At 69.5% G+C, this 19,031-nt stretch carries 18 protein-coding genes and 1 pseudogene; 18 read left to right on the forward strand and 1 reads right to left on the reverse strand.

Going from position 1 to position 19,031, the window contains the following annotated elements:
• Nucleotides 1-212: pseudogene (locus HUX88_RS25780) on the reverse strand (hypothetical protein); the annotation flags it as partial.
• Between the two features lie 228 nt (nucleotides 213-440).
• Here HUX88_RS25780 and HUX88_RS25785 point away from each other — a divergent pair.
• From HUX88_RS25785 to HUX88_RS25860, 18 genes are all read left to right on the forward strand, one after another.
• On the forward strand, nucleotides 441-2,276 hold the full coding sequence (locus tag HUX88_RS25785) for an ATP-binding cassette domain-containing protein (protein WP_373886842.1): 1,836 nt from the start codon (nucleotides 441-443) through the stop codon (nucleotides 2,274-2,276).
• 131 nt (nucleotides 2,277-2,407) lie between these two features.
• Nucleotides 2,408-2,773 carry a hypothetical protein gene (locus tag HUX88_RS32745; RefSeq protein WP_229219552.1) on the forward strand — a complete coding sequence of 122 codons (366 nt, stop codon included), beginning with the start codon at nucleotides 2,408-2,410 and terminating at the stop codon, nucleotides 2,771-2,773.
• Nucleotides 2,773-3,030 (forward strand): hypothetical protein, encoded by a 258-nt coding sequence (locus tag HUX88_RS32750; RefSeq protein WP_229219553.1) that lies wholly within the window; start codon nucleotides 2,773-2,775, stop codon nucleotides 3,028-3,030. Before HUX88_RS32745 ends, HUX88_RS32750 begins: the two co-directional genes overlap by 1 nt.
• A 117-nt stretch (nucleotides 3,031-3,147) precedes the next feature.
• Entirely contained in the window at nucleotides 3,148-3,339 is a 192-nt protein-coding gene (locus HUX88_RS25795; protein ID WP_176363623.1) for a hypothetical protein, read from the forward strand.
• Between the two features lie 1,033 nt (nucleotides 3,340-4,372).
• Nucleotides 4,373-5,083, forward strand: a complete 711-nt coding sequence (locus HUX88_RS32755) for a hypothetical protein (protein WP_229219554.1) — start codon at nucleotides 4,373-4,375, stop codon at nucleotides 5,081-5,083.
• Between the two features lie 272 nt (nucleotides 5,084-5,355).
• A complete protein-coding gene (locus tag HUX88_RS32760) occupies nucleotides 5,356-5,490 on the forward strand; it encodes a sugar transferase (protein WP_373886843.1) in 135 nt (44 codons plus the stop codon).
• Between the two features lie 449 nt (nucleotides 5,491-5,939).
• The gene (locus tag HUX88_RS25805; RefSeq protein ID WP_217916454.1) at nucleotides 5,940-6,887 is read left to right on the forward strand and encodes an EpsD family peptidyl-prolyl cis-trans isomerase; all 948 of its coding nucleotides are present in this window, start codon (nucleotides 5,940-5,942) and stop codon (nucleotides 6,885-6,887) included.
• Between the two features lie 36 nt (nucleotides 6,888-6,923).
• Nucleotides 6,924-7,709, forward strand: a complete 786-nt coding sequence (gene epsE / locus HUX88_RS25810; protein WP_117014768.1) for a polysaccharide export protein EpsE — start codon at nucleotides 6,924-6,926, stop codon at nucleotides 7,707-7,709.
• A 52-nt stretch (nucleotides 7,710-7,761) separates the two neighbouring features.
• Complete coding sequence (gene epsF / locus HUX88_RS25815; protein ID WP_117014675.1) at nucleotides 7,762-9,165, forward strand: chain length determinant protein EpsF; 1,404 nt, start codon at nucleotides 7,762-7,764, stop codon at nucleotides 9,163-9,165.
• Between the two features lie 11 nt (nucleotides 9,166-9,176).
• Complete coding sequence (epsG, locus tag HUX88_RS25820) at nucleotides 9,177-10,052, forward strand: chain length determinant protein tyrosine kinase EpsG (RefSeq protein WP_117014674.1); 876 nt, start codon at nucleotides 9,177-9,179, stop codon at nucleotides 10,050-10,052.
• 8 nt (nucleotides 10,053-10,060) lie between these two features.
• Complete coding sequence (gene xrtB, locus HUX88_RS25825; protein ID WP_117014767.1) at nucleotides 10,061-10,951, forward strand: exosortase B; 891 nt, start codon at nucleotides 10,061-10,063, stop codon at nucleotides 10,949-10,951.
• A complete protein-coding gene (gene epsI / locus HUX88_RS25830) occupies nucleotides 10,948-11,649 on the forward strand; it encodes an exosortase-associated protein EpsI, B-type (protein WP_158568937.1) in 702 nt (233 codons plus the stop codon). Before xrtB ends, epsI begins: the two co-directional genes overlap by 4 nt.
• Before the next feature lie 67 nt (nucleotides 11,650-11,716).
• Nucleotides 11,717-13,633, forward strand: a complete 1,917-nt coding sequence (gene asnB / locus HUX88_RS25835; RefSeq protein ID WP_117014672.1) for an asparagine synthase (glutamine-hydrolyzing) — start codon at nucleotides 11,717-11,719, stop codon at nucleotides 13,631-13,633.
• The gene (locus HUX88_RS25840) at nucleotides 13,630-14,748 is read left to right on the forward strand and encodes a glycosyltransferase family 4 protein (RefSeq protein WP_117014671.1); all 1,119 of its coding nucleotides are present in this window, start codon (nucleotides 13,630-13,632) and stop codon (nucleotides 14,746-14,748) included. The genes asnB and HUX88_RS25840 overlap by 4 nt, the downstream gene beginning before the upstream one ends.
• Entirely contained in the window at nucleotides 14,745-15,908 is a 1,164-nt protein-coding gene (locus HUX88_RS25845; protein ID WP_117014670.1) for a glycosyltransferase family 4 protein, read from the forward strand. The genes HUX88_RS25840 and HUX88_RS25845 overlap by 4 nt, the downstream gene beginning before the upstream one ends.
• A 22-nt stretch (nucleotides 15,909-15,930) precedes the next feature.
• Nucleotides 15,931-17,193: an oligosaccharide flippase family protein gene (locus HUX88_RS25850; protein WP_117014669.1), complete on the forward strand. Its 1,263-nt coding sequence runs from the start codon at nucleotides 15,931-15,933 to the stop codon at nucleotides 17,191-17,193.
• The gene (locus HUX88_RS25855; RefSeq protein ID WP_117014668.1) at nucleotides 17,171-18,706 is read left to right on the forward strand and encodes an O-antigen ligase; all 1,536 of its coding nucleotides are present in this window, start codon (nucleotides 17,171-17,173) and stop codon (nucleotides 18,704-18,706) included. Before HUX88_RS25850 ends, HUX88_RS25855 begins: the two co-directional genes overlap by 23 nt.
• Before the next feature lie 52 nt (nucleotides 18,707-18,758).
• Nucleotides 18,759-18,950, forward strand: a complete 192-nt coding sequence (locus HUX88_RS25860) for a hypothetical protein (RefSeq protein WP_176363624.1) — start codon at nucleotides 18,759-18,761, stop codon at nucleotides 18,948-18,950.
• Nucleotides 18,951-19,031: the final 81 nt, after the last annotated feature.

The following is a 19,031-nucleotide window of genomic DNA, read 5'->3' on the forward strand; positions in this document are numbered from 1 at the left end:
GGGGGCCGGCGGCCAGGGGTCAGCGCATAGCCGAGCAGCGCCGCGCGGGCCTGGCCCAGCGCGGCCACGCTGCGCGCGCTCCGGCGGGCGTCGAACTGGCCGTCGCCGAGCGCGCGCAACGCCACCGTCGCCATGCTCACGCTCAGCAGCAACAGCAGCAACAGCAGGGCGGCGCCGCGCTGGCGGCGGCGGGGGCGGGTGGCAGGCGGCATCGGGGCCCGGGAAGTCTGACGATGGCCGATCTTAACCGATCGCCCCGGCCTTGACCAGCGCCGGCCGGCGATGGAAAAATGGCCGCGCGGCGGTGCTTGTCGGTACAATACGGCTTCTTTCAATTTTCCGCCTCGTGCCGCTGGCGCGCACGGCGCGGCGCACACGGTTTATCTCCTATGGCTGTCATCTCTCTTTCTTCGGCGCAACTTGCGTTCGGACACGTCGCGTTGCTCGATCACGCGGAATTTTCACTGGAAACCGGCGAGCGGGTCGGCCTGATCGGCCGCAACGGCACCGGCAAGTCCTCGCTGCTGAAGGTCATCTCGGGCCGGTTCAAGCTCGACGACGGCTTGCTGGTGATGCAGCAAAACCTCAAGATCGCCTATGTCGAGCAGGAGCCGACGTTCGATCCGGCCGCCTCGGTGTTTGACGTGGTCGCCGCCGGCATGGGCGGGCAGCAGGCCATGCTGGCCGAATACGAGGCCCTGACCGGGCGGTTCGGCCAGGGCGACGACGAGGCGCTGATGGACCGCATGCACGAACTGCAGGTGCAGCTGGACGCGGCCGACGGCTGGGGCCTGGCCAACAAGGTGGACACCACGCTGCAAAAGCTGAACCTGGCCGGGGCGTCGCTGATGGGAACGCTGTCGGGCGGCATGCAGAAGCGCGTGGCGCTGGCCGTGGCGCTGGTCTCGGCGCCGGACGTGCTGCTGCTCGACGAGCCGACCAACCACCTGGACTTCACTTCCATCATGTGGCTGGAGGGCCTGCTGCGCGATTTCAAGGGCTCGGTGCTGTTCATCACCCACGACCGCAGCTTCCTGGACCATGTCGCCACCCGCATCATCGAGCTCGACCGCGGCCGCCTGCTGTCCTATCCGGGCAACTTCAGCGCCTATCAGACCCGCAAGAGCGAACAGCTGGAGATCGAGGAGGTGGAGGCGGCCAAGTTCGACAAGTTCCTGGCCCAGGAGGAGGTCTGGATACGCAAGGGCGTCAAGGCGCGCCGGGTGCGCGACGAGGGCCGGGTGCGCCGGCTGGAGGCGCTGCGCCTGCAGCGCGCCGCGCGCCGCGACCAGCAGGGCCAGGTGCGGCTGGAGGTGAGCGCCGGCGAACGCTCCGGCAAGATCGTCGCCGACCTGGAAAACGTCAGCAAGCGCTTCGGCGACAAGGTGATCGTCAGCGACTTCAGCGGCACCATCCTGCGCGGCGACAAGGTCGGCCTGATCGGCGCCAACGGCGCCGGCAAGACCCCCCTGCTCAAGATGATACTCGGCGAGCTGGCGCCCGACGGCGGCAGCGCCCGCCTGGGCACCAAGCTGCAGGTGGCGTACTTCGACCAGATGCGGGCCCAGCTCAACGAGGAGGCCAACCTGATGGAGACCATCGCCCCGGGCAGCGACTGGGTCGAGATCAACGGCGCCCGCAAGCACGTGATGAGCTACCTGAACGATTTCCTGTTCGCGCCGGAACGGGCCCGCTCGCCGGTCAAGTCGCTGTCCGGCGGCGAACGCAACCGCCTGCTGCTGGCGCGCCTGTTCGCCAAGCCGGCCAACTGCCTGGTGCTGGACGAGCCGACCAACGACCTGGACATCGACACGCTGGAGCTGCTGGAGGAGTTGTTGGAGGACTACACCGGCACCGTGTTTCTCGTCAGCCACGACCGCACCTTCCTCGACAACGTGGTGACCCAGGTGGTGGTGGCCGAGGGGCAGGGCCGGTGGCGCGAATACGTCGGCGGCTACAGCGACTGGGAGCGGGTCCGGGCCAGCGCCGGCGCCGCGGCGCCGGCCCAGGCGCCCGCGAAGAGCGCGGCCGCGGCGCCGGCGCCCGCGCCCAGGGCAAGCAAGCTGCGAGGAGCAGCGCGAACTGGAGGAGCTGCCGGCGCTCATCGCCGCGCTGGAGGACGAGCAATCGACGCTGGCGTCGCGCACCGCACCGGATGTTACAGGCAGAATCCGGCCGAAGCCAAGCGCATGACGGCCCGCGTCGAGGCGATCGAGGCGAGCTGCTGGCGGCGCTGGAAAAATGGGGAGCAGACCGAGGCGCGCGCCAAAGGCTGAGCCGGCGCGCCCTCCGCACGGAAGACTGGCATGGGACTGAAACGATCGCCGCCCGCCGCGCCTTGCCAGCGCAGAGAACCGGTGTTTAGCCGCGCCGCGCTCTCGCCGCGATGCTGCCGTTCTGACCTTATATGGTGTTCATCGCCGTGGCCGACCTGCTGGCGCGGGCGGACGCCTTGAGCAGCTGCGCTGGCTGTACCCGCTCAAGATCGGCCTGGTGGCGCTGCTGCTGCTGCGCTACTGGCCCGGTACCAGGAGCTGCGGCCCCCGCGGCTGGGGCCGGCGGCTTGCGGCCGCGCTGGCGGCCGCCGCCGGCGTGCTGGTGTTCGTGCTGTGGTCCGGCCTGGACGCCGGCTGGATGGTGGTGGGCCGAAGCCGACCGGCTACGACCCGCGCGCGGCGCCGGCGCGCTGACGTGGCCGCTGATGCTGGTGCGGCTGGCCGGCGCCGCGCTGGTGGTGCCGGTGATGGAAGAGTTGTTCTGGCGTTCTATCTGATGCGCTGGCTGACCGCCGAGGACTTCGCGGCGTGGCGCCGGCAGCTAAGGTTTCGTGGTTTTATTGTCACCGTGATATTATTTGGTGTTGAGCTGCAATCAGTGGCTCGCCGGCATGGTGGCCGGCGCGGTGGCCACGGCCTGCTGTACATGCGCACCGGCAAGCTGTGGGTGGCCATCGCGGCGCACGCGGTGACCAACGGCGTGCTGGGGGTGTGGATTATCCGCACCTGCCGGGAGCTGGGCGCTTACTGGTAATATTGTATTTTTCCTCAGCTGTTTTTTTAACAATTCTAGAAGACAAATATCACATGTTGAGTTCCTCGCATCCCGACCTGAGCCCATTAGCATGTTACGCCGCCCGCGCCTGTACCAGTGTTGACCTGGGCGGCGCGGCTGGCGCTAGCCGCGTGCGCGCCTGACCGCTGGCGGCGCCCGCGCCGCACCAGCGACGACGGCCTGCACCCCTACGCCGGGCTGCTGTACTCCTACGACGATAATCTGTTCCCGCCTGCCCGACAGCCCGGCTACGACGCGCCCGCGCCGACACCTCGCGCCAGCTGGTAGCCGGGCTGTCCCTTCAACCAGGCCTACGGGCGCGAGGTGCTCACCGCCCAGGCCAAGGTCGAAAACCAGGTGACGTTCAGCCACTTCCACCGCTCGACTACAGCAGCAAGGACCTATAAGCCGACCTGGCCTGGCATCTGGCAACCGCCTCGGCGGCAACCTGGGCGGCGCGCCACCTCGAGTGCTGGCGCCCTACACCGACGTGGTCACCAGAACGTCTGCGCGCAGAAACGCGCCTACGCGCAAGGCAACTAGACTCATCCGAGCTGGGTGGCGCCGGCTACAGCCGCAACCGCTACGTCTATGACCTGAGCAGCCAGGCCTACAACGCGACCGCACCGACAACCAGTTCGGACCGGCGTCGACTACCTGGCCTCGTCCGGCAGCACCATCGGCCTGCAGGCGCGCTCGCTGCGCAGCAGCATGACGTGCCGCGCCTGCTCAGGCCGTCAGCTGATCGACAACGACTCGCGCCAGCGCGAACTCAAGCTCAGGTGGGCTGGCGCGTGACCCCGGTGACCGAGCTGCAGTTCCTCGGCGGCTGGGCGCACCGCACGCACGCCTACCTGACCAGCGCGATTCGAGCGGCATAACGCCACCTGTCGGGCAACGCACGCTGCTGGGCGGCGCGGTGCGCCAACGCGTCGCTGTGGCGCAGAATTCGCGCCGGTCGAGGGCGGCCTCGTCAGCTGCAGCCTGAACACCGGCGTCAGCGCCGGCGCCAGCTGGCTGCTGACGCCAAGCTGCAGCTCGACGCCCAGACCCGCCACAGCGCGCCAAGGGCCTGCTGGCCGACAGCGCCGGCTTCGACCTGTCCGACCGCTCGCACTACAACTCGCTGGGAGGCTGAGCTACACCCCGTGGCGCCAGGTGCAGCTGACCGCGTCGCTGTTCCGCGGAGAGTCGGCGCGGCGGCGTCGCCGGCTATCAACAACGGCAACTATCGTGCGGGGTGAGCCTGAACCTGAATGCTAATAATACTGACCGCCGCCATGACATTGAATGACATCCCCCTCATTTCGTTTTCCAGCGGGTGCTCGATCCGCTGATCATCATGGGCGCGCTGTACCTGGTGTGCATGGCGCGAAGGGCGCCGTTCACCGGCTATCTGCTGGTGCTGATGATGCTGGCCTTCTTCATCGTCGGCGGTGTACCAGCACGTCGGCCTACCGCACCTGGCACAGCGGGCGCATGCTGGCCTACGCGCGACACCGTGGTGGGCTGGCTGATCACGGTCGGCGTGCTGCTGCTGATCGGCGCCGCCAGCCTGAACCACCGGGTCGACCACGACGTGGTGCTGGCCTGGTTCATTGGCCACGCCGCTGATCCTGCTGCTCAGCCATCTGGCCTTAGGCGCGACGTCGCTGGGGCGCAACAGCGGCAACGGGTCGCGCTCGGTGGTGATCATCGGCGTCAACGAGGTCGGCCTGAAGTTCGCCGGCGTCTGCAGCGCCACGAACCTGTTCATGCAGGTGGTGGGCTTTTCGACGACCGCGTGGAGGACCGCTTCCCGTCCGGCGCGCGCGAGCCAGATGCTGGGCCGGATGAGGCGACATCGCCGCCTATGTGCGGGCCAACAACACCAAGATGGTCTTCATCAGCCAGCCGATCTCGGCGCAGCCGCGTGCACAAGCTGCTCGACGAACTGCAGGACACCACCGCCTCGGTGTATTTCCTGCCGGATATTTATGTGTTCGACCTGATGCAGGCGCGCTTCGACAACGTCGGCGGCATGCACCGGTGATCGCCATCTGCGAGTCGCCGTTCACCGGCACGTCAACAGCGTGATCAAGCGGGTCAGCATTTTATCGTGCTCGGTGGCCTGATCCAGATCCTGCTGCTGCCGGTGATGCTGGTGATCGCTGGCCGTCAAGCTCAGCTCGCCCGGGCCGGGGAGTGATCTTCCGCCAGCGCCGCACGGCCTGTACGGCGGAGATCATCGTCTACAAGTTCCGCTCGATGACCGTGACCGACGACGGCCCAAACCGTGGTGCGAGCCACTAGAACGACCGGCGGGTGACCCGGGTAAGGCGCCTTCACCGCCGCAGCTCGGCCGGCGAGTTGCCGCAGTTTATCAACGTGCTGCAGGGCCGCATGAGCGTCGTCGGGCCGCGGCCGCCGTTATTCAACAACGAGCAGTACGCAAGCTGATCAAGGGGCTATGCTGCCTGGTCAAGCCCGGCATCACCGGCTGGGCCCCAGGTCAACGGCCTGCGCGGCGAGACCGAGACGCTCGACAAGATGGAGGCGCGGGTGCGCCTTCGACCTCGACTACCTGCTGAAACGCAGGTAGCTGTGGCTGGACCTGTGGATCATCCTCAAGACGGTGCAGGTGGTGCTCAAGCGCGAAAACGCCCACTAGCCGGCGGTTTTTAAGCGCACGTTAAGTGACACTTTTACCAACGGCAGGGGGCGTGCTGTAGCATAGTGGGCACTGCGCGCGGCAATTTATAAGATTGACAGAGCCCGCCGGGCGTGCGCCACTTTCGTCGCTGATGTTGTGGGTTTGTTAGCCTATTGTGTTTTTTTTATTGTTGGCGGCGCCCCCCCACGGCCGGCCGCGACAGGCGGGCGCCACCAGGACAACCGAGGATATCAATTTGAATCAGATCAACAAAGCAGGCTTTTCCCTGACGGCGGCGCGCCGCCCTGTGCTGGTGCTGGCGCTGGTGGCGGCCGGTCTGGCCGGCTGCGGCGGCAAGGAGTCCAAGCCGGGCCAGGCGCTGGCCAGCGTCAACGGCGAGGAGGTGACGGTGCTGCAGCTGAACGAGGAGCTGCAGCGCGCCAACGTTCCGCAGGCCCAGCAGGCCGCCGCCGGCAAGCAGCTGCTGGAGTCGCTGATCGACCGCCAGCTGGTGCTCAACCAGGCGCTGCAGGACAAGGTGGAGCGCGATCCCAAGGTGGTGCAGGCGATCGAGCGCGCCAAGGCGCTGATCATCGCCCAGGCCTATATGCAGAAGAAGATCGGCGCCCCGGCCAAGCCGGCCAAGGCCGAGGTCGAGCAGTATTTCAGCCAGCATCCCGAGTTCTTCAGCAACCGCAAGCAGTTCGAGCTGCGCCAGCTGGTGCTGGCCAGCAAGGAGCTGGACCCGCAGCTCAAGGCCGCCATCGACGGCGCCAAGACGCTCGACGAGGCGGCCGCGTGGATGGATCAGCACCAGGTCAAATATGTCCGGGCCCAGCTCTCGCGCAACAGCGCGGAGCTGGCGCCGGAGCTGTCGGCTAAGCTGCTGAGCCTGCCGAAGGGGGCGTTGTTCATCATCCGCGAGGGCGAGCGCAGCGTGCTGGTGACGATCGCCGAGGTGCGCGACGCGCCGGTGACGCTGGAGCAGGCCACGCCGCAGATCGAGCAATTCCTGTTCAACAAGAAGAACAAGGAGGTGGCGGATGCCGAGCTGAAGCGCCTGCGCGCGGCCGCCAAGATCGTCTACCTGAACGGCAACGCCCCGGCCGAGCAGCCCAAGGCCGACAAGGACGGGGCCAAGGCGCCGGCCGCCGACGCCAGCAAGGACGACACCCAGGCGCGCGGCGTCGCCGGCCTGAAATAACCCCGCCATTCCCAATTAGCTTGAGGTAACGATATGATGAAAAAACTGATGAAGTGGCTGGCCGCGCTGGCCCTGTTGTCGGCGGTGGGCAGCGCCGCCGCCGACGCCGTGCTGGGACCGGGCGACGTGCTCAAGATCACCGTGTACAACAACCCCGACCTGACCACCGAGACCCGCGTGAGCGACGCCGGCACCGTCACCTTTCCGCTGCTGGGGCCGGTCGAGATCGGCGGCCTGACCAGCGCCGGCGCCGAGAAAAAGCTCGGCGGCCTGCTCGAGAGCGGCGGTTTCCTGCGCAAGGCCCAGGTCAACATCCTGATCACCCAGATCCAGAACCAGCAGGTGTCGGTGCTGGGCCAGGTCAACCGCCCCGGCCGTTATCCGATCGAGGGCCGCCGCAGCGTGCTCGACCTGCTGGCGCTGGCCGGCGGCATCGCCCCCGAGGGCAGCGACACGGTCTCGCTGATCCGCAAGCGCAACGGCGCCACCACCAAGGAAAGCATCGACGTGGTCGGCATGGTGCGCAGCGGCCAGCTGGCCAACGACTTCGAGCTGTCGGCCAACGACGTGCTGTACGTCGAGCGGGCGCCGCGCTTCTACATCTACGGCGAGGTGCAGCGTCCCGGTCCGTTCCGGCTGGAGCGCGGCATGACGGTGCTGCAGGCGCTCTCGACCGGCGGCGGCCTGACCGCGCGCGGCACCGAGCGCGGCCTGATCATCAAGCGCCGCGACGCCAACGGCAAGCAGCAGGTGATCGACGTCAAGCAGGACGACCTGGTGCAGACCGACGACGTCGTCTACGTCAAGGAAAGCCTGTTCTAACCTTAGGCGGAGCGCCGCGCCCCGGCCCGCGAACCACACCGAGAGTCTCATCATGAATTTGTCCCAGTTCCTCCTCATCCTGCAAGCGCGCAAATGGATCATCCTGGCCGCCTTGTTCACCACCGTGTTGTGCACGCTGACGGTCAGCCTGATGCTGCCCAAGACCTACAAGGCCACCGCCTCGGTGCTGGTCAACGCCAAGGGCGTGGACCCGGTCACCGGCATCACCATGCCGGGCCAGCTGCTGCCCGGCTATGTCGCCACCCAGGTCGACATCATCGGCAGCAAGAACGTCGCGCTGCGCGTGGTCGACCAGCTGGGGCTGGACAAGAACGCCGCCGTCCAGGAACAGTTCAAGGAGTCCTCCGGCGGCAAGGGCACGGTGCGCGACTGGCTGGCCGACCTGCTGCTGAAAAAACTCGACATCGTGCCGGCCCGCGAGAGCAGCGTGGTGGAGATCAGCTTCAAGGGCGCCGACCCGGTGTTCGTGGCCGCCATCGCCAACGCCTTCGCCGACGAATACCAGAAGGTGAGCATCCAGCTCAAGGTCGAGCCGATGAAAAAGGCCGCGGCGTATTTCAACGACCAGTTGAAATTGCTGCGCGATAACGTCGAGGCCAGCCAGGCCCGCCTGTCCAAATACCAGCAGGAGAACGGCATCGTCAGCGTCGACAACCGCCTGGACGTCGAAAGCAACCGCCTCAACGACCTGTCGGCCCAGCTGGTGGGGGCCCAGGGCCAGCTGATGGAGGCCAGCTCGCGCGCCGGCATGGCCAGCGGCGGCCAGGATTCGCCCGACGTGGCCGGCAATCCGCTGGTGCAGAACCTGAAGGTCGGCCTGGGCGCGGCCGAGGCCAAGCTGGCCGAGCTGGGCCAGCGCCTCGAGCACAACCATCCGCAATACCAGAGCGCCAAGGCCGAGGTGGACAAGCTGCGCAGCGATCTGGCCAACGCGGTGCGCACCACCTCCAACAGCGTCGGCAACAACGCCGCCATCCTGCGCCGGCGCGAGGCCGAGGTGCGCAGCGCGCTGGAGGCGCAGAAGAAGAAGGTGCTCGAGCTGAACCGTACCCGCGACGAGCTCAACGTGCTGGCCAAGGATGTCGAAAGCGCCCAGCGCGCCTTCGACGCCACCTCGCAGCGCTTCGCCCAGACCCGCATCGAGAGCCAGTCCGAGCAGTCCGACATCGCCCTGCTGAACCCGGCCGTGGCGCCGATCGAGCCGTCCGGCCCGCGGGTGGTGCTCAACACCCTGCTGTCGGTGGTGCTGGGCGGCTTCCTGGGCCTGGGCCTGGCGTTGCTGAGCGAAATGCTGGACCGCCGGGTGCGCTCGGAGGCCGACCTGGCCGAGGCGCTGGACATTCCGGTGTTCGGCGTGATCGAATGGAACGCCACCAAGCGCAAGCCGTCGGGCTTGAAAAAACTGTTGGCGCCGCGCGCCTTGCGTCTGAATTAAGAGGAAAAACTATGAACGCTCCCGTCCATCCGGTGGCCACCCCCGGCGCGCCGCGCGGCACCGATTCGAGCATCGGCGGCCTGTTGCTCGAATCGGGCAAGATCACGCCGGAAAACGCCGAACGCGTGCTGCGCATGCAAAAAGAGCTGGGCATCCGCTTCGGCGAGGCGGCCCAGCGCCTGGGCCTGATCACCGAGGCCGATATCCAGCAGGTGCTGGCGCGCCAGTTCGACTACCCCTACCTGCAGGCCGGCGAGGGCAAGTTCTCGCCCAAGCTGGTGGCGGCCTACCAGCCGTTCAGCCACCAGGTCGAGCAGCTGCGCGCCATCCGCAGCCAGCTGATGCTGCGCTGGTTCGCCCGCGGCCGCAAGGCGCTGACGATCGTCGAGATCGGCGACGGCGACGGCGCCAGCCTGTTCGCGGCCAACCTGGCGGTGGTGTTCTCCCAGCTGGGCGAGCAGACCCTGCTGGTGGACGCCAACCTGCGCGCGCCGCAGCAGCAGCAGATCTTCGACCTGAGCTCGCGCAGCGGCCTGTCCGACATCCTGGCCGGCCGCGCCGGCCAGGACGCCGTCACCAAGATCGACTCCTTCATCGACCTGTCGGTGCTGGCGGCCGGCACGCTGCCGCCCAATCCGCAGGAAATGCTCAGCCGTCCCGGCTTCGGCAGCCTCGCCACCCAGCTCGAGGCGCGCTATGACGTGGTGCTGTACGACGTCGCGCCGTTCGAGCAGGGCGCCGACGCGCTGGCCGTGGCGATGCGCACCGGCGGCGTGCTGCTGGTGGCGCGCCGCCACAAGACCATGCTGGCCGAGATCGGCGCCATGAACGAGCAGCTCAGCCAGGCCGGCGTCCAGGTGGTCGGCTCGGTGCTGGTGGACTTTTGATGCTGGAGATGAGTAACTCTCCGCCCGCCGCCGGCCTGCGCCCGCTGGCCAGGCCGGAATGGCTGCTGCCGCTGGCCGGCCTGCTGCTGCTGTTCGTGCCGACCTTCGTCGACCTGTTCCGCGGCGTCTGGTCGACCGAGGACCAGGCGCACGGCCCGGTGATCCTGGCCTTGTCGCTGTGGCTGCTCTACCGCGGCTGGCCGGCCATGATGGCGCGCAGCGCCGGCGCCGGCGGCCACGCGCTGGGCTGGCCGCTGTTCGCGGCCGGCCTGCTGATGTACGTGCTGGGCCGTTCGCAGCAGATCGCGCTGTTCGAGCTGGCCGCCTTCATCTGCGTGCTGGCCGGGGTCCTGCTGGTCAAGCGCGGCGGCGGCGCCCTCGCGCAGCTGTGGTTCCCGTTCTTCTTCATGCTGTTCATGATACCGCTGCCGGGCGCGCTGGTGAGCATGCTGACCATGCCGATGAAGATGGCGGTCTCGTATGTCGTCGAGCACCTGCTGTTCTGGGCCGGCTACCCGATCGCCCGCACCGGCGTGATCCTGCAGATCGGCCAGTACCAGCTGCTGGTGGCCGACGCCTGCGCCGGCCTGCAGACCTTCCTCACGCTCGAGTCGCTGGGCCTGTTCTACCTGAACGTGGTGCGCCACACCTCGGCGCTGCGCAACATCGGCATCGCGCTGCTGATCGTGCCGATCTCGTTTACCGCCAACGTGATCCGGGTGATCGTGCTCACGCTGATCACCTATTATTTCGGCGACGCCGCCGGTCAGGGCTTCCTGCACGGCTTCGCCGGCATGGTGCTGTTCGTCAGCGCGCTGTCGCTGATCCTCGGGGTCGACACCTTCCTGCAATGGATGGTCAAGCGGCGCGCGCGCCGCCACGACGGAGGCCGGCCATGAGCAAGACCGTGGTGACCAGCGCCGTGCTGGCGCTGTGCATGGTGACCGGCGCCGGCGCCGCCCGCTGGCTGACGCCGACGATGAAGATCGCCGACACCCGCGCCAAGGTCGACCTGGAGGCCATGATCCCGGCCGCCTTCGGCGACTGGACGCTGGACCGCGAGGCGGCCGCCAGCGTGGCGCCCAACGCCGGCGCCCAGGCGATCTCGGACAAGATCTACGACCAGGTGCTCAGCCGCACCTACCGCAACGGCGACGGCCAGGCCATCATGCTGACCATCACCTACGGCTCGGCCCAGACCCAGGACCTGAAGGCGCACCGGCAGGAGGTGTGCTACGGCGCCCAGGGCTTCGAGATCCGCGGCCTGCGCAGCGACGTGATCTCGGTGCAGCACCACCAGGTGCCGGTGACGCGCATGTTCGCGGTGGCCGGCCAGCGCACCGAGCCGGTGACCTACTGGTTCACCATGGGCGACGAGGTGGTCATGGGCCGGATCGAGCGGCTGATGGTGCAGATCAAGTACTCGTTCGCCGGCGTGATCCCGGACGGCATGCTGGTGCGCGTGTCCAACATCACCCCCGACGCCGAGCAGGGCTACGCCCAGCAGACCGCCTTCCTCAACGACCTGATGGCGCGGGTCGACCGGCGCGCCGTGACCCAGCTGCTGGGCGCCAGCCCGCAAGCGGTGTTGCGCTAGCGTGGCGGGCCGCCGCCGGCGGCCCGGTTTCTTTTCAATCACATCACAAATCACAAGGTAAGCGTCAATGTGTGGAATTGCAGGGTATGTGGATCGCGCCGGGCGCCACCCGCGCCTGGCGGCCGACCTGGAGCTGGCGGTCGGCGCGCTGCGCCACCGCGGCCCCAACGACCAGGGCACCTGGCTGCGTGACGCCGGCGTCGGCCTGGGCCAGACCCGGCTGTCCATCCTCGATCTGTCGAGCAACGGCCACCAGCCCATGGTGTCCGAGGACGGCCAGGTCGTCATGGCCTTCAACGGCGAGGTCTACAACTTCGCCGCGATCCGCCCCGAGCTCGAGGCGCTGGGCCATCACTTCAAGGGCAGCGGCGACTCCGAGGTGGTGCTGGCGGCCTTCCGCCAGTGGGGCATGGCGGCGGTCGACCGCTTCATCGGCATGTTCGCCATCGCGCTGTGGGACCGCGCCACGCGCACGCTGCACCTGCTGCGCGACCGCCTCGGCGTCAAGCCGCTGTACTACGGCTGGGACGGCGAGACGCTGTGGTTCGCCTCCGAGCTCAAGGCGCTGCGCCAGTTCGGCCAGTGGACCCCGGCCATCGACCAGCAGGCGCTGGCCGAGTACCTGCAGTTCGGCTACATCAACGCCCCGCGCAGCATCTACCGCCAGGTCAGCAAGCTCGAGCCGGGCCACCACCTGACGCTGGCGCCGCAGGGCGCGCCGCAGTTGCAGCGCTACTGGTCGGTGCTGGACGCGCTCAAGACGCCGCTGCAGGGCAGCGAGCAGGAACTGAGCGACCAGCTCGAGGCGCTGATGGAGGACGCCTTCGCGCTGCGCATGGTGGCCGACGTGCCGGTCGGCGTGTTCCTGTCGGGCGGGGTCGACTCCTCGCTGGTGGCGGCGCTGCTGCAAAAGCGCCGCGGCACGCCGCTGCACACCTTCACCATCGGCTTTTCCGAGGCGCGGGTGGACGAGTCGCCGCACGCGCGCAAGGTGGCCGAGCACCTGGGCACCGTCCATACCGAACGCATCATGCAGCCGCACGAGGCGCGCGACCTGCTGCCGCAGTGGGGCCAGCTGTTCGACGAGCCGTTCTTCGACTCGTCCGGCCTGCCCACCTACCTGGTCTCGCGCATGGCCGGCGAGCAGGTCACGGTGGTGCTGTCGGCCGACGGCGGCGACGAGAGCTTCAGCGGCTACGGCGTCTACGATTTCATGCTGGCCAAGTGGCGCCAGCGCGCGGCGCTGCCGGCGCCGCTGCTGGCGGCGCTGCGCGCGCTGCTGGCGCTGCTGCCGATCGACGGCGCCGACCGCCTGGTGACCCGCCTGCCGCTGCCGCGCGCCCTGCGCCACCTGCTGCGCCACCGCCTGATCGAGCGCGCCATCCAGCTGCGCGACGTGGTGTGCGCGCGCTCGCTGGGCCAGGCCTACGAGGCCAAGTTCTCGATCTGGCGCGCGCGCGAGCTGGCCACGCTGGTGGCCGGCTACGCGCCGGTGCGCGCCAGCGCCGACGACTATCCGGGCACGCCGGCCGATCAGATGGGCCTGTGGGACCTGCACCACTACCTGCCGGGCGACGTGCTGGCCAAGGTCGACCGCACCACCATGGCCGTCGGCCTCGAGGGGCGCGAGCCGCTGCTGGACCACCGCATCGTCGAATTCGCCTTCCGGCTGCCGCTGGCGATGCGCCGCGGCGCGCTCGGCACCAAGCACGCGCTGCGCCGCATCCTGTACAAATACGTGCCGCGCGAGCTGATCGAACGGCCCAAGATGGGCTTTGCGATCCCGCTGCGCGAATGGCTGCGCGGCGACCTGGCGCACCTGATCGACCAGCACCTGGCGCCGGAGCGGCTGCGCGCGCAGGGCATCTTCCGGCCGGAGCAGGTGGCGGCGGCGGTGGCGGCGTTCCGCGCCGGCGACGACCGCATGACCAACCGGGTCTGGAGCGTGCTGGCGTTCCAGCTGTGGCACGAGCGGTGGGCATGAGCGGGCGGGCGGCGGCGTTGCCGCATGTGTGCTTCGTGGCGCCGGCGATCTATCCGGTGCTCTCCGGCAGCACCAGCATCGAGACCGTCGGCGGCGCCGAGGTGCAGCAGACCATCCTGGCGCGCGCGCTGCGCCAGGCCGGCTACCGCGTCACCGTGGTGACCATGGACTACGGCCAGCCGGCCGACACCGAGATCGACGGCATCCGCGTGCTGCGCGCCCACACGCCGCACGGCGGCCTGCCGGGCCTGCGCTTCGTGCATCCGCGCATCACCCGCCTGTGGCAGGCGATGGCGCTGGCCGACGCCGACGTCTACTACCAGCGCGCCTCCGGCATGCTGACCGGCCTGGTGGCGCAGTTCTGCGCCGCGCGCGGCCGCCGCTTCGTCTACGCGGCCGCCTCCGACGCCGACTTCTACCCGCAGCTGCCGCTGATCCGCTACGCGCGCGACAAATGGTGCTACCGGCGCGGCCTGCGCATGGCCGACGCGGTGGTGGTGCAGAATCCGGCGCAGCAGCGCGACTGCCTGGCGCGCTACGGCCGCCAGGCCACCATCGTGCCCAGCTGCCACGCGGCGCCGGCCGGCGCGCACGCCGACCCCGACGGCTATGTGCTGTGGGCCGGCACGGTCAAGCCGCTCAAGCGCCCCGAGCTGCTGCTGGCGCTGGCGCGGCGCCTGCCGCAGCTGCGCTTTCGCCTGGTCGGCGGCGGCGCCGACGCCGCGCTGCGCCAGGCGGCGGCCGCGCTGCCCAACCTGGAGCTGGCCGGCTTCGTGCCGTACGCCCAGATCGACGCCCAGTTCGACGGCGCCCGCGTGCTGGTCAACACCTCCGAGTTCGAGGGCTTCCCCAACACCTTCCTGCAGGCCTGGGCGCGCGGCGTGCCCAGCGTGAGCTTCTTCGACAACGGCTCGCGCCACGAGGGGCGCGCGGTCAGCTGCGTGGTGGCCGACCTGGACGCCATGGCCGCCCAGCTGCAGCAGCTGATGGGCGCGCCGCCCGCGTGGCAGGCGGCCAGCGCCCGCGTGCGCGCGTATTTCGACGCCCACCACACGCCGCAGGCGGCGCTGCGCGCCTACGCCGGCGTGCTGGCGCCGGCGGAGCGCGCGGCATGAGCGGCGCGCAGCCGGCCGCCGGCCGCCCCCACGTCTGCTTCGTCGCGCTGTCGATCTACCCGGTGCTGGTCGGCGCCCCCGGCGTGACGGTGGTGGGCGGGGCCGAGGTCCAGCAATGCTTCATGGCGCGCGCCCTGGCCCGGGCCGGCTACCGCGTCACCATCCTGACCGGCGACTACGGCCAGGCGGCGTGCGTCGAGGTCGACGGCATCCGCGTGCTGCGGGTGCGCCAGGCCGGCCGCGGCCGCGGCCTGCCCGGGCTGCGCTACCTGCACCCGCGGCTGACGTCGGTGTGGCGCGCGATGGCCGCGGCCGACGCCGACATCTATTACCAGCGCTGCGCCTCGGCCCTGACCGGCGTGGTGGTGGCCTACGCGCGCCGCCACGGCCGCGCGGCGATCTTCTCGGCCGCCAGCGACATCGACCTGCTGCCCGGCCCGGCCAACGCCAACAAGGGCTGGCGCGACCGCCAGCTGTTCGGCTACGGCCTGCGCCACGCCAGCGCGGTGGTGGTGCAGAATCCGCTGCAGATGCAGCGCTACCGCGACTGGACCGGCCGGGCCGGGCACCACATCGCCAGCTGCTACGCGCTGCCGCCGCAGGCGCGGCCGGCGGCCGACGCCAGCCTGGTGCTGTGGGTCGGCGTGATGCGCGTGGCCAAGCAGCCGCACCTGGTGCTGGACCTGGCCGAGCAGCTGCCGCAGCTGCGCTTCCGCCTGATCGGCGGGCCCTCCAGCAGCGGCGACGCCGACGCCTACTACCAGCAGATGGCGGCGCGCGCGCGCACGCTGCCCAACGTCGAATTCCTCGGCTTTGTGCCGTTCGCCGAGGCCGAGGCGCATTTCGACCAGGCCGCGCTGCTGCTCAACACCTCCGAGATCGAGGGCTTCCCCAACACCTTCCTGCAGGCCTGGGCGCGCGCCGTGCCGTCGCTGTCGTTCTTCGACTGCGGCGCGCGCGACGCCGAGGGCCGGCTGGGCGCCGTGGTCGACAGCCCGGCGCAGATGGCCGCCGCGCTGGCCGCGCTGATGGCCGACCCGCAGGCGCGCGCGGCACTGGGCCGGCGCTGCCACCGTTACTACACCCAACATCACCATGTGAGCGCGACGCTGGCGTCGCTCGAGCAGCTGATCGCCACCTTGATGGAGCATCGCCGTTGAATACCGTCTGGCCGGGGGCCGCATGGCCCTGAAAAAAGCACTGAGCTGGGGCGCCGCGCAAACCCTCACGCGCATGGCGCTGAGCTTCCTCAGCATTAAAATCACCGCCGTCTACCTGGGGCCGGCGGGCCTGGCGCTGGTCGGGCAATTCGGCAACTTCTTTACGCTGGCCCAGGGCGTGGCGGGCAGCGCGCTCAACACCGGGGTGATGAACCTGACCGCCCAGGACGAGCCGGACCGGCCGCGCCAGGCCGCGGTGTGGCGCACCGCGATGCACCTGTCGCTGCTGATCGGCGGCGCGATGGCGGCCGTGGTGGCGCTGCTGGCGCTGCCGCTGGCGGACTGGCTGCTCAAGGACCCGGCCTACTGGCCGGCCATCGTGCTGGGCGCGCTGAGCATCCCGATGGCGATGTGCGGCGCCGTCATGACCGGCGCCATCAACGGCCTCAAGCGGATCGGCATGCTGGGGGTGATCGGCATCGTCGGCGCGCTGGTGGGCGCGCTGATCTTCATCCCCCTGTGCTACGGCTGGGGCGTGCGCGGCGGCCTGACCGCGTACGCGCTGTCGACCTGCTGCGTGCTGCTGGTGGCGCTGGTGGTGGTGGCGCGCGCCGACGGCCTGGCGCTGGGCCAGTTCGCGCCGCGCTGGGACGGGGCGGTGGCCCGCCAGCTGGCGGCGTTCTTCCCGATGCTGCTGGTGCACGCGGTGGCCGAGCCGATCGCGCCGCTGCTGATGCGCAACGCGCTGGTGGTGCAGCTGGGCGCCACCAACGCCGGCTTCTGGCAGGCCGGCCTGCGCCTGTCGGACATGTACACGCTGGTGCTGACCACCGCCGTCACCATGTACCTGATGCCGCACCTGGCCTCGATCAAGGACGAGCGCGCCTTCGGGCGGGAACTGGCGCGCACCGTGCTCAAGGTCGCCGGCCTGACCGCAGCCGGCGCGCTGTCGGTCTACCTGCTGCGCGACCTGGTGATCGCGGTGGTGTTTACGCGCGAATTCCTGCCGGTCGGCGGCCTGCTGGATTTCCTTTTCCTGGGAAATGTTTTTAAAATGGCGGCCTGGCCGCTGCGCATGGCGCTGGTGATCAAACTGCGGGCGAAATGGTACATACTGGTGGAGATCGGCGTGGCCGCGCTGCAGATCGGCCTGACCTACCTGTGGCTGCCCGGCATGGGCGTGCGCGGGGCGACCGCGGCCTACGCGGCCGCCTACGGCGCGGCCCTGCTCATCTTACTATTTTCAAACAAGGGATATCTGTATGGCTCGCGTCCAACGCATTAATTCCGCCCAGGTGTTGCTGGTGGCCGGCGGCCTGCTGCTGGCGGTGCTGTTCGGCCTGATCGGCGCGGTGATCAGCGGCTGGTTCGCGCTGCTGCTGTTCGCGCCCATCCTGCCGATCATCTTCGTGCTGCGCGACTTCCGGCTGGGCGTGGTCCTGCTGATGTGCCTGTTGCCCTTCCAGAACTCGCCGATCATCCCGCAGTTCTCCGGCTTCAACGTGATCAACTTCATGGTGCTGGCCACGCTGGCCTCGCTGGCGCTGAGCCATTTTTCCCGGCGCACCGCCTACGCGCAGTGGCCGCCGGTGTTTTACTGGTGCTACCTGGGGCCGATCGCCGTCGGCGGCGCCTTCGGCCTGCTGCACCTCAAGGGCGTGCCGCCGGTGCAGGAACTGGCGGCCTACCTGTCGCCTTACCTGTACCTGACCAACACGCTGATCAAACCGCTGTTCACGGTGCTGGTGGCGTGGATGCTGGGCACGGCCGTGCTCAAGAGCGAGCGGCCGCAGCTGTTCCTGGTGCCGCTGGTGGCGGCCATGGTGCTGCCGGCCTTCCTGATCTTCGCCTTCGTCGTGCGCTCGGGCATGAGCCTGCAGGTGCTGGGCAGCGCGACCTCGCGCGAGGTGCTGGGGGTGCTGGGCATGCACGCCAACGGCTTCGGCCAGTTCTTCGGCATCGCCTTCACCGTGCTGCTGTTCCTGTCGCCGCTGGCGGTGCGCGCGCGCGACAAGCTGGGCCTGCTGTTCGCGCTGGGCTGCGTGTCGCTGGCGCTGATGCTGACCTTCTCGCGCGGCGGCTATGTGGTCGCGCTGGTCGGGGCCGCCGCGTTCGTGGTGATCCACCGCAAGTTCCGCTACGCCGCCATCCTGCTGGTGGCGGCGGTGCTGCTGGCGCTGGTGCTGCCGGACGCCGTGGTCGGGCGCCTGCTGATGGGCCTGTCCGACAGCGGGCCGCAGCCGCACATGGTGCCGGGCAAGAGCGACGCCCTGACGGCCGGCCGGCTGTGGCTGTGGCGCCAGCTGGCGCCGGGTTTCTGGCACAGCCCGCTCTGGGGCAACGGCGTCGGTTCGGTGGCCTGGTCCGACCCGGTCAAGCGCGGCATGTTCTATGTGGTCCACCCGCACAATGTGTTCCTGCGCGCGCTGCTCGACGTCGGCGTGCTGGGCTTCGGCGCGCTGTTCCTGTTCTTCCGCGCCGTGGTGCGCGGCGCCTATGCGCTCTCGCGCGGCGCCGACACGCCGCCGGCCATGGTGGCGCTGGGGCAGGGCGTGTGCGCCGCCACGGTGGCCATGTTCATCGGCGACTTCGCCGGCGGCCACTACCTGGCCGGGCCGGAGCAGGTGATCCTGTGGCTGGGCATCGGCATGTTGATGCCGTCCATGGCGCCGCTGATGCGGGCGCGCCAGGCGCGCCGCCGGCGCGCGGCGCTGGTCGAACCCATCCCCGAATGGCCGGCCCGGGTGCGCCCGGCGCCCCCGGCCGAGGCCGAGGCCGCCCGGGTGGGCGGCGACTGAGGCCCCGGGCCCGCCGCCCGCGCGGCGGGCCGTCATCCAACAAGGAGTGTACATGAGCAGCGCAAGTTCGCGCCCGGCCCCGCTGCGGCTCGGCGTCGTCGTTCCCGGCCCGGCGATCGACAAATACGTGGCCGGCGTGCTGGCGTTCTGCCGGCGCCACCCCGGCCTGCTGGACGCCACCCTGATCGTGCGGCCGGCGCCGGCGCCGGCCGGCGGCACCTGCGCCCTGTACAATGGCGCCTGATCGGCTGGGAGGCTAAATACCTGCACCACCACCGGCTGCACCGCGACCACGAGGGCGGCGCCGCGACCGGCGCTGACATGG

Source organism: Duganella sp. BJB1802 (assembly GCF_013369445.1).
Taxonomy (GTDB): domain Bacteria; phylum Pseudomonadota; class Gammaproteobacteria; order Burkholderiales; family Burkholderiaceae_D; genus Rugamonas; species Rugamonas vulcania_A.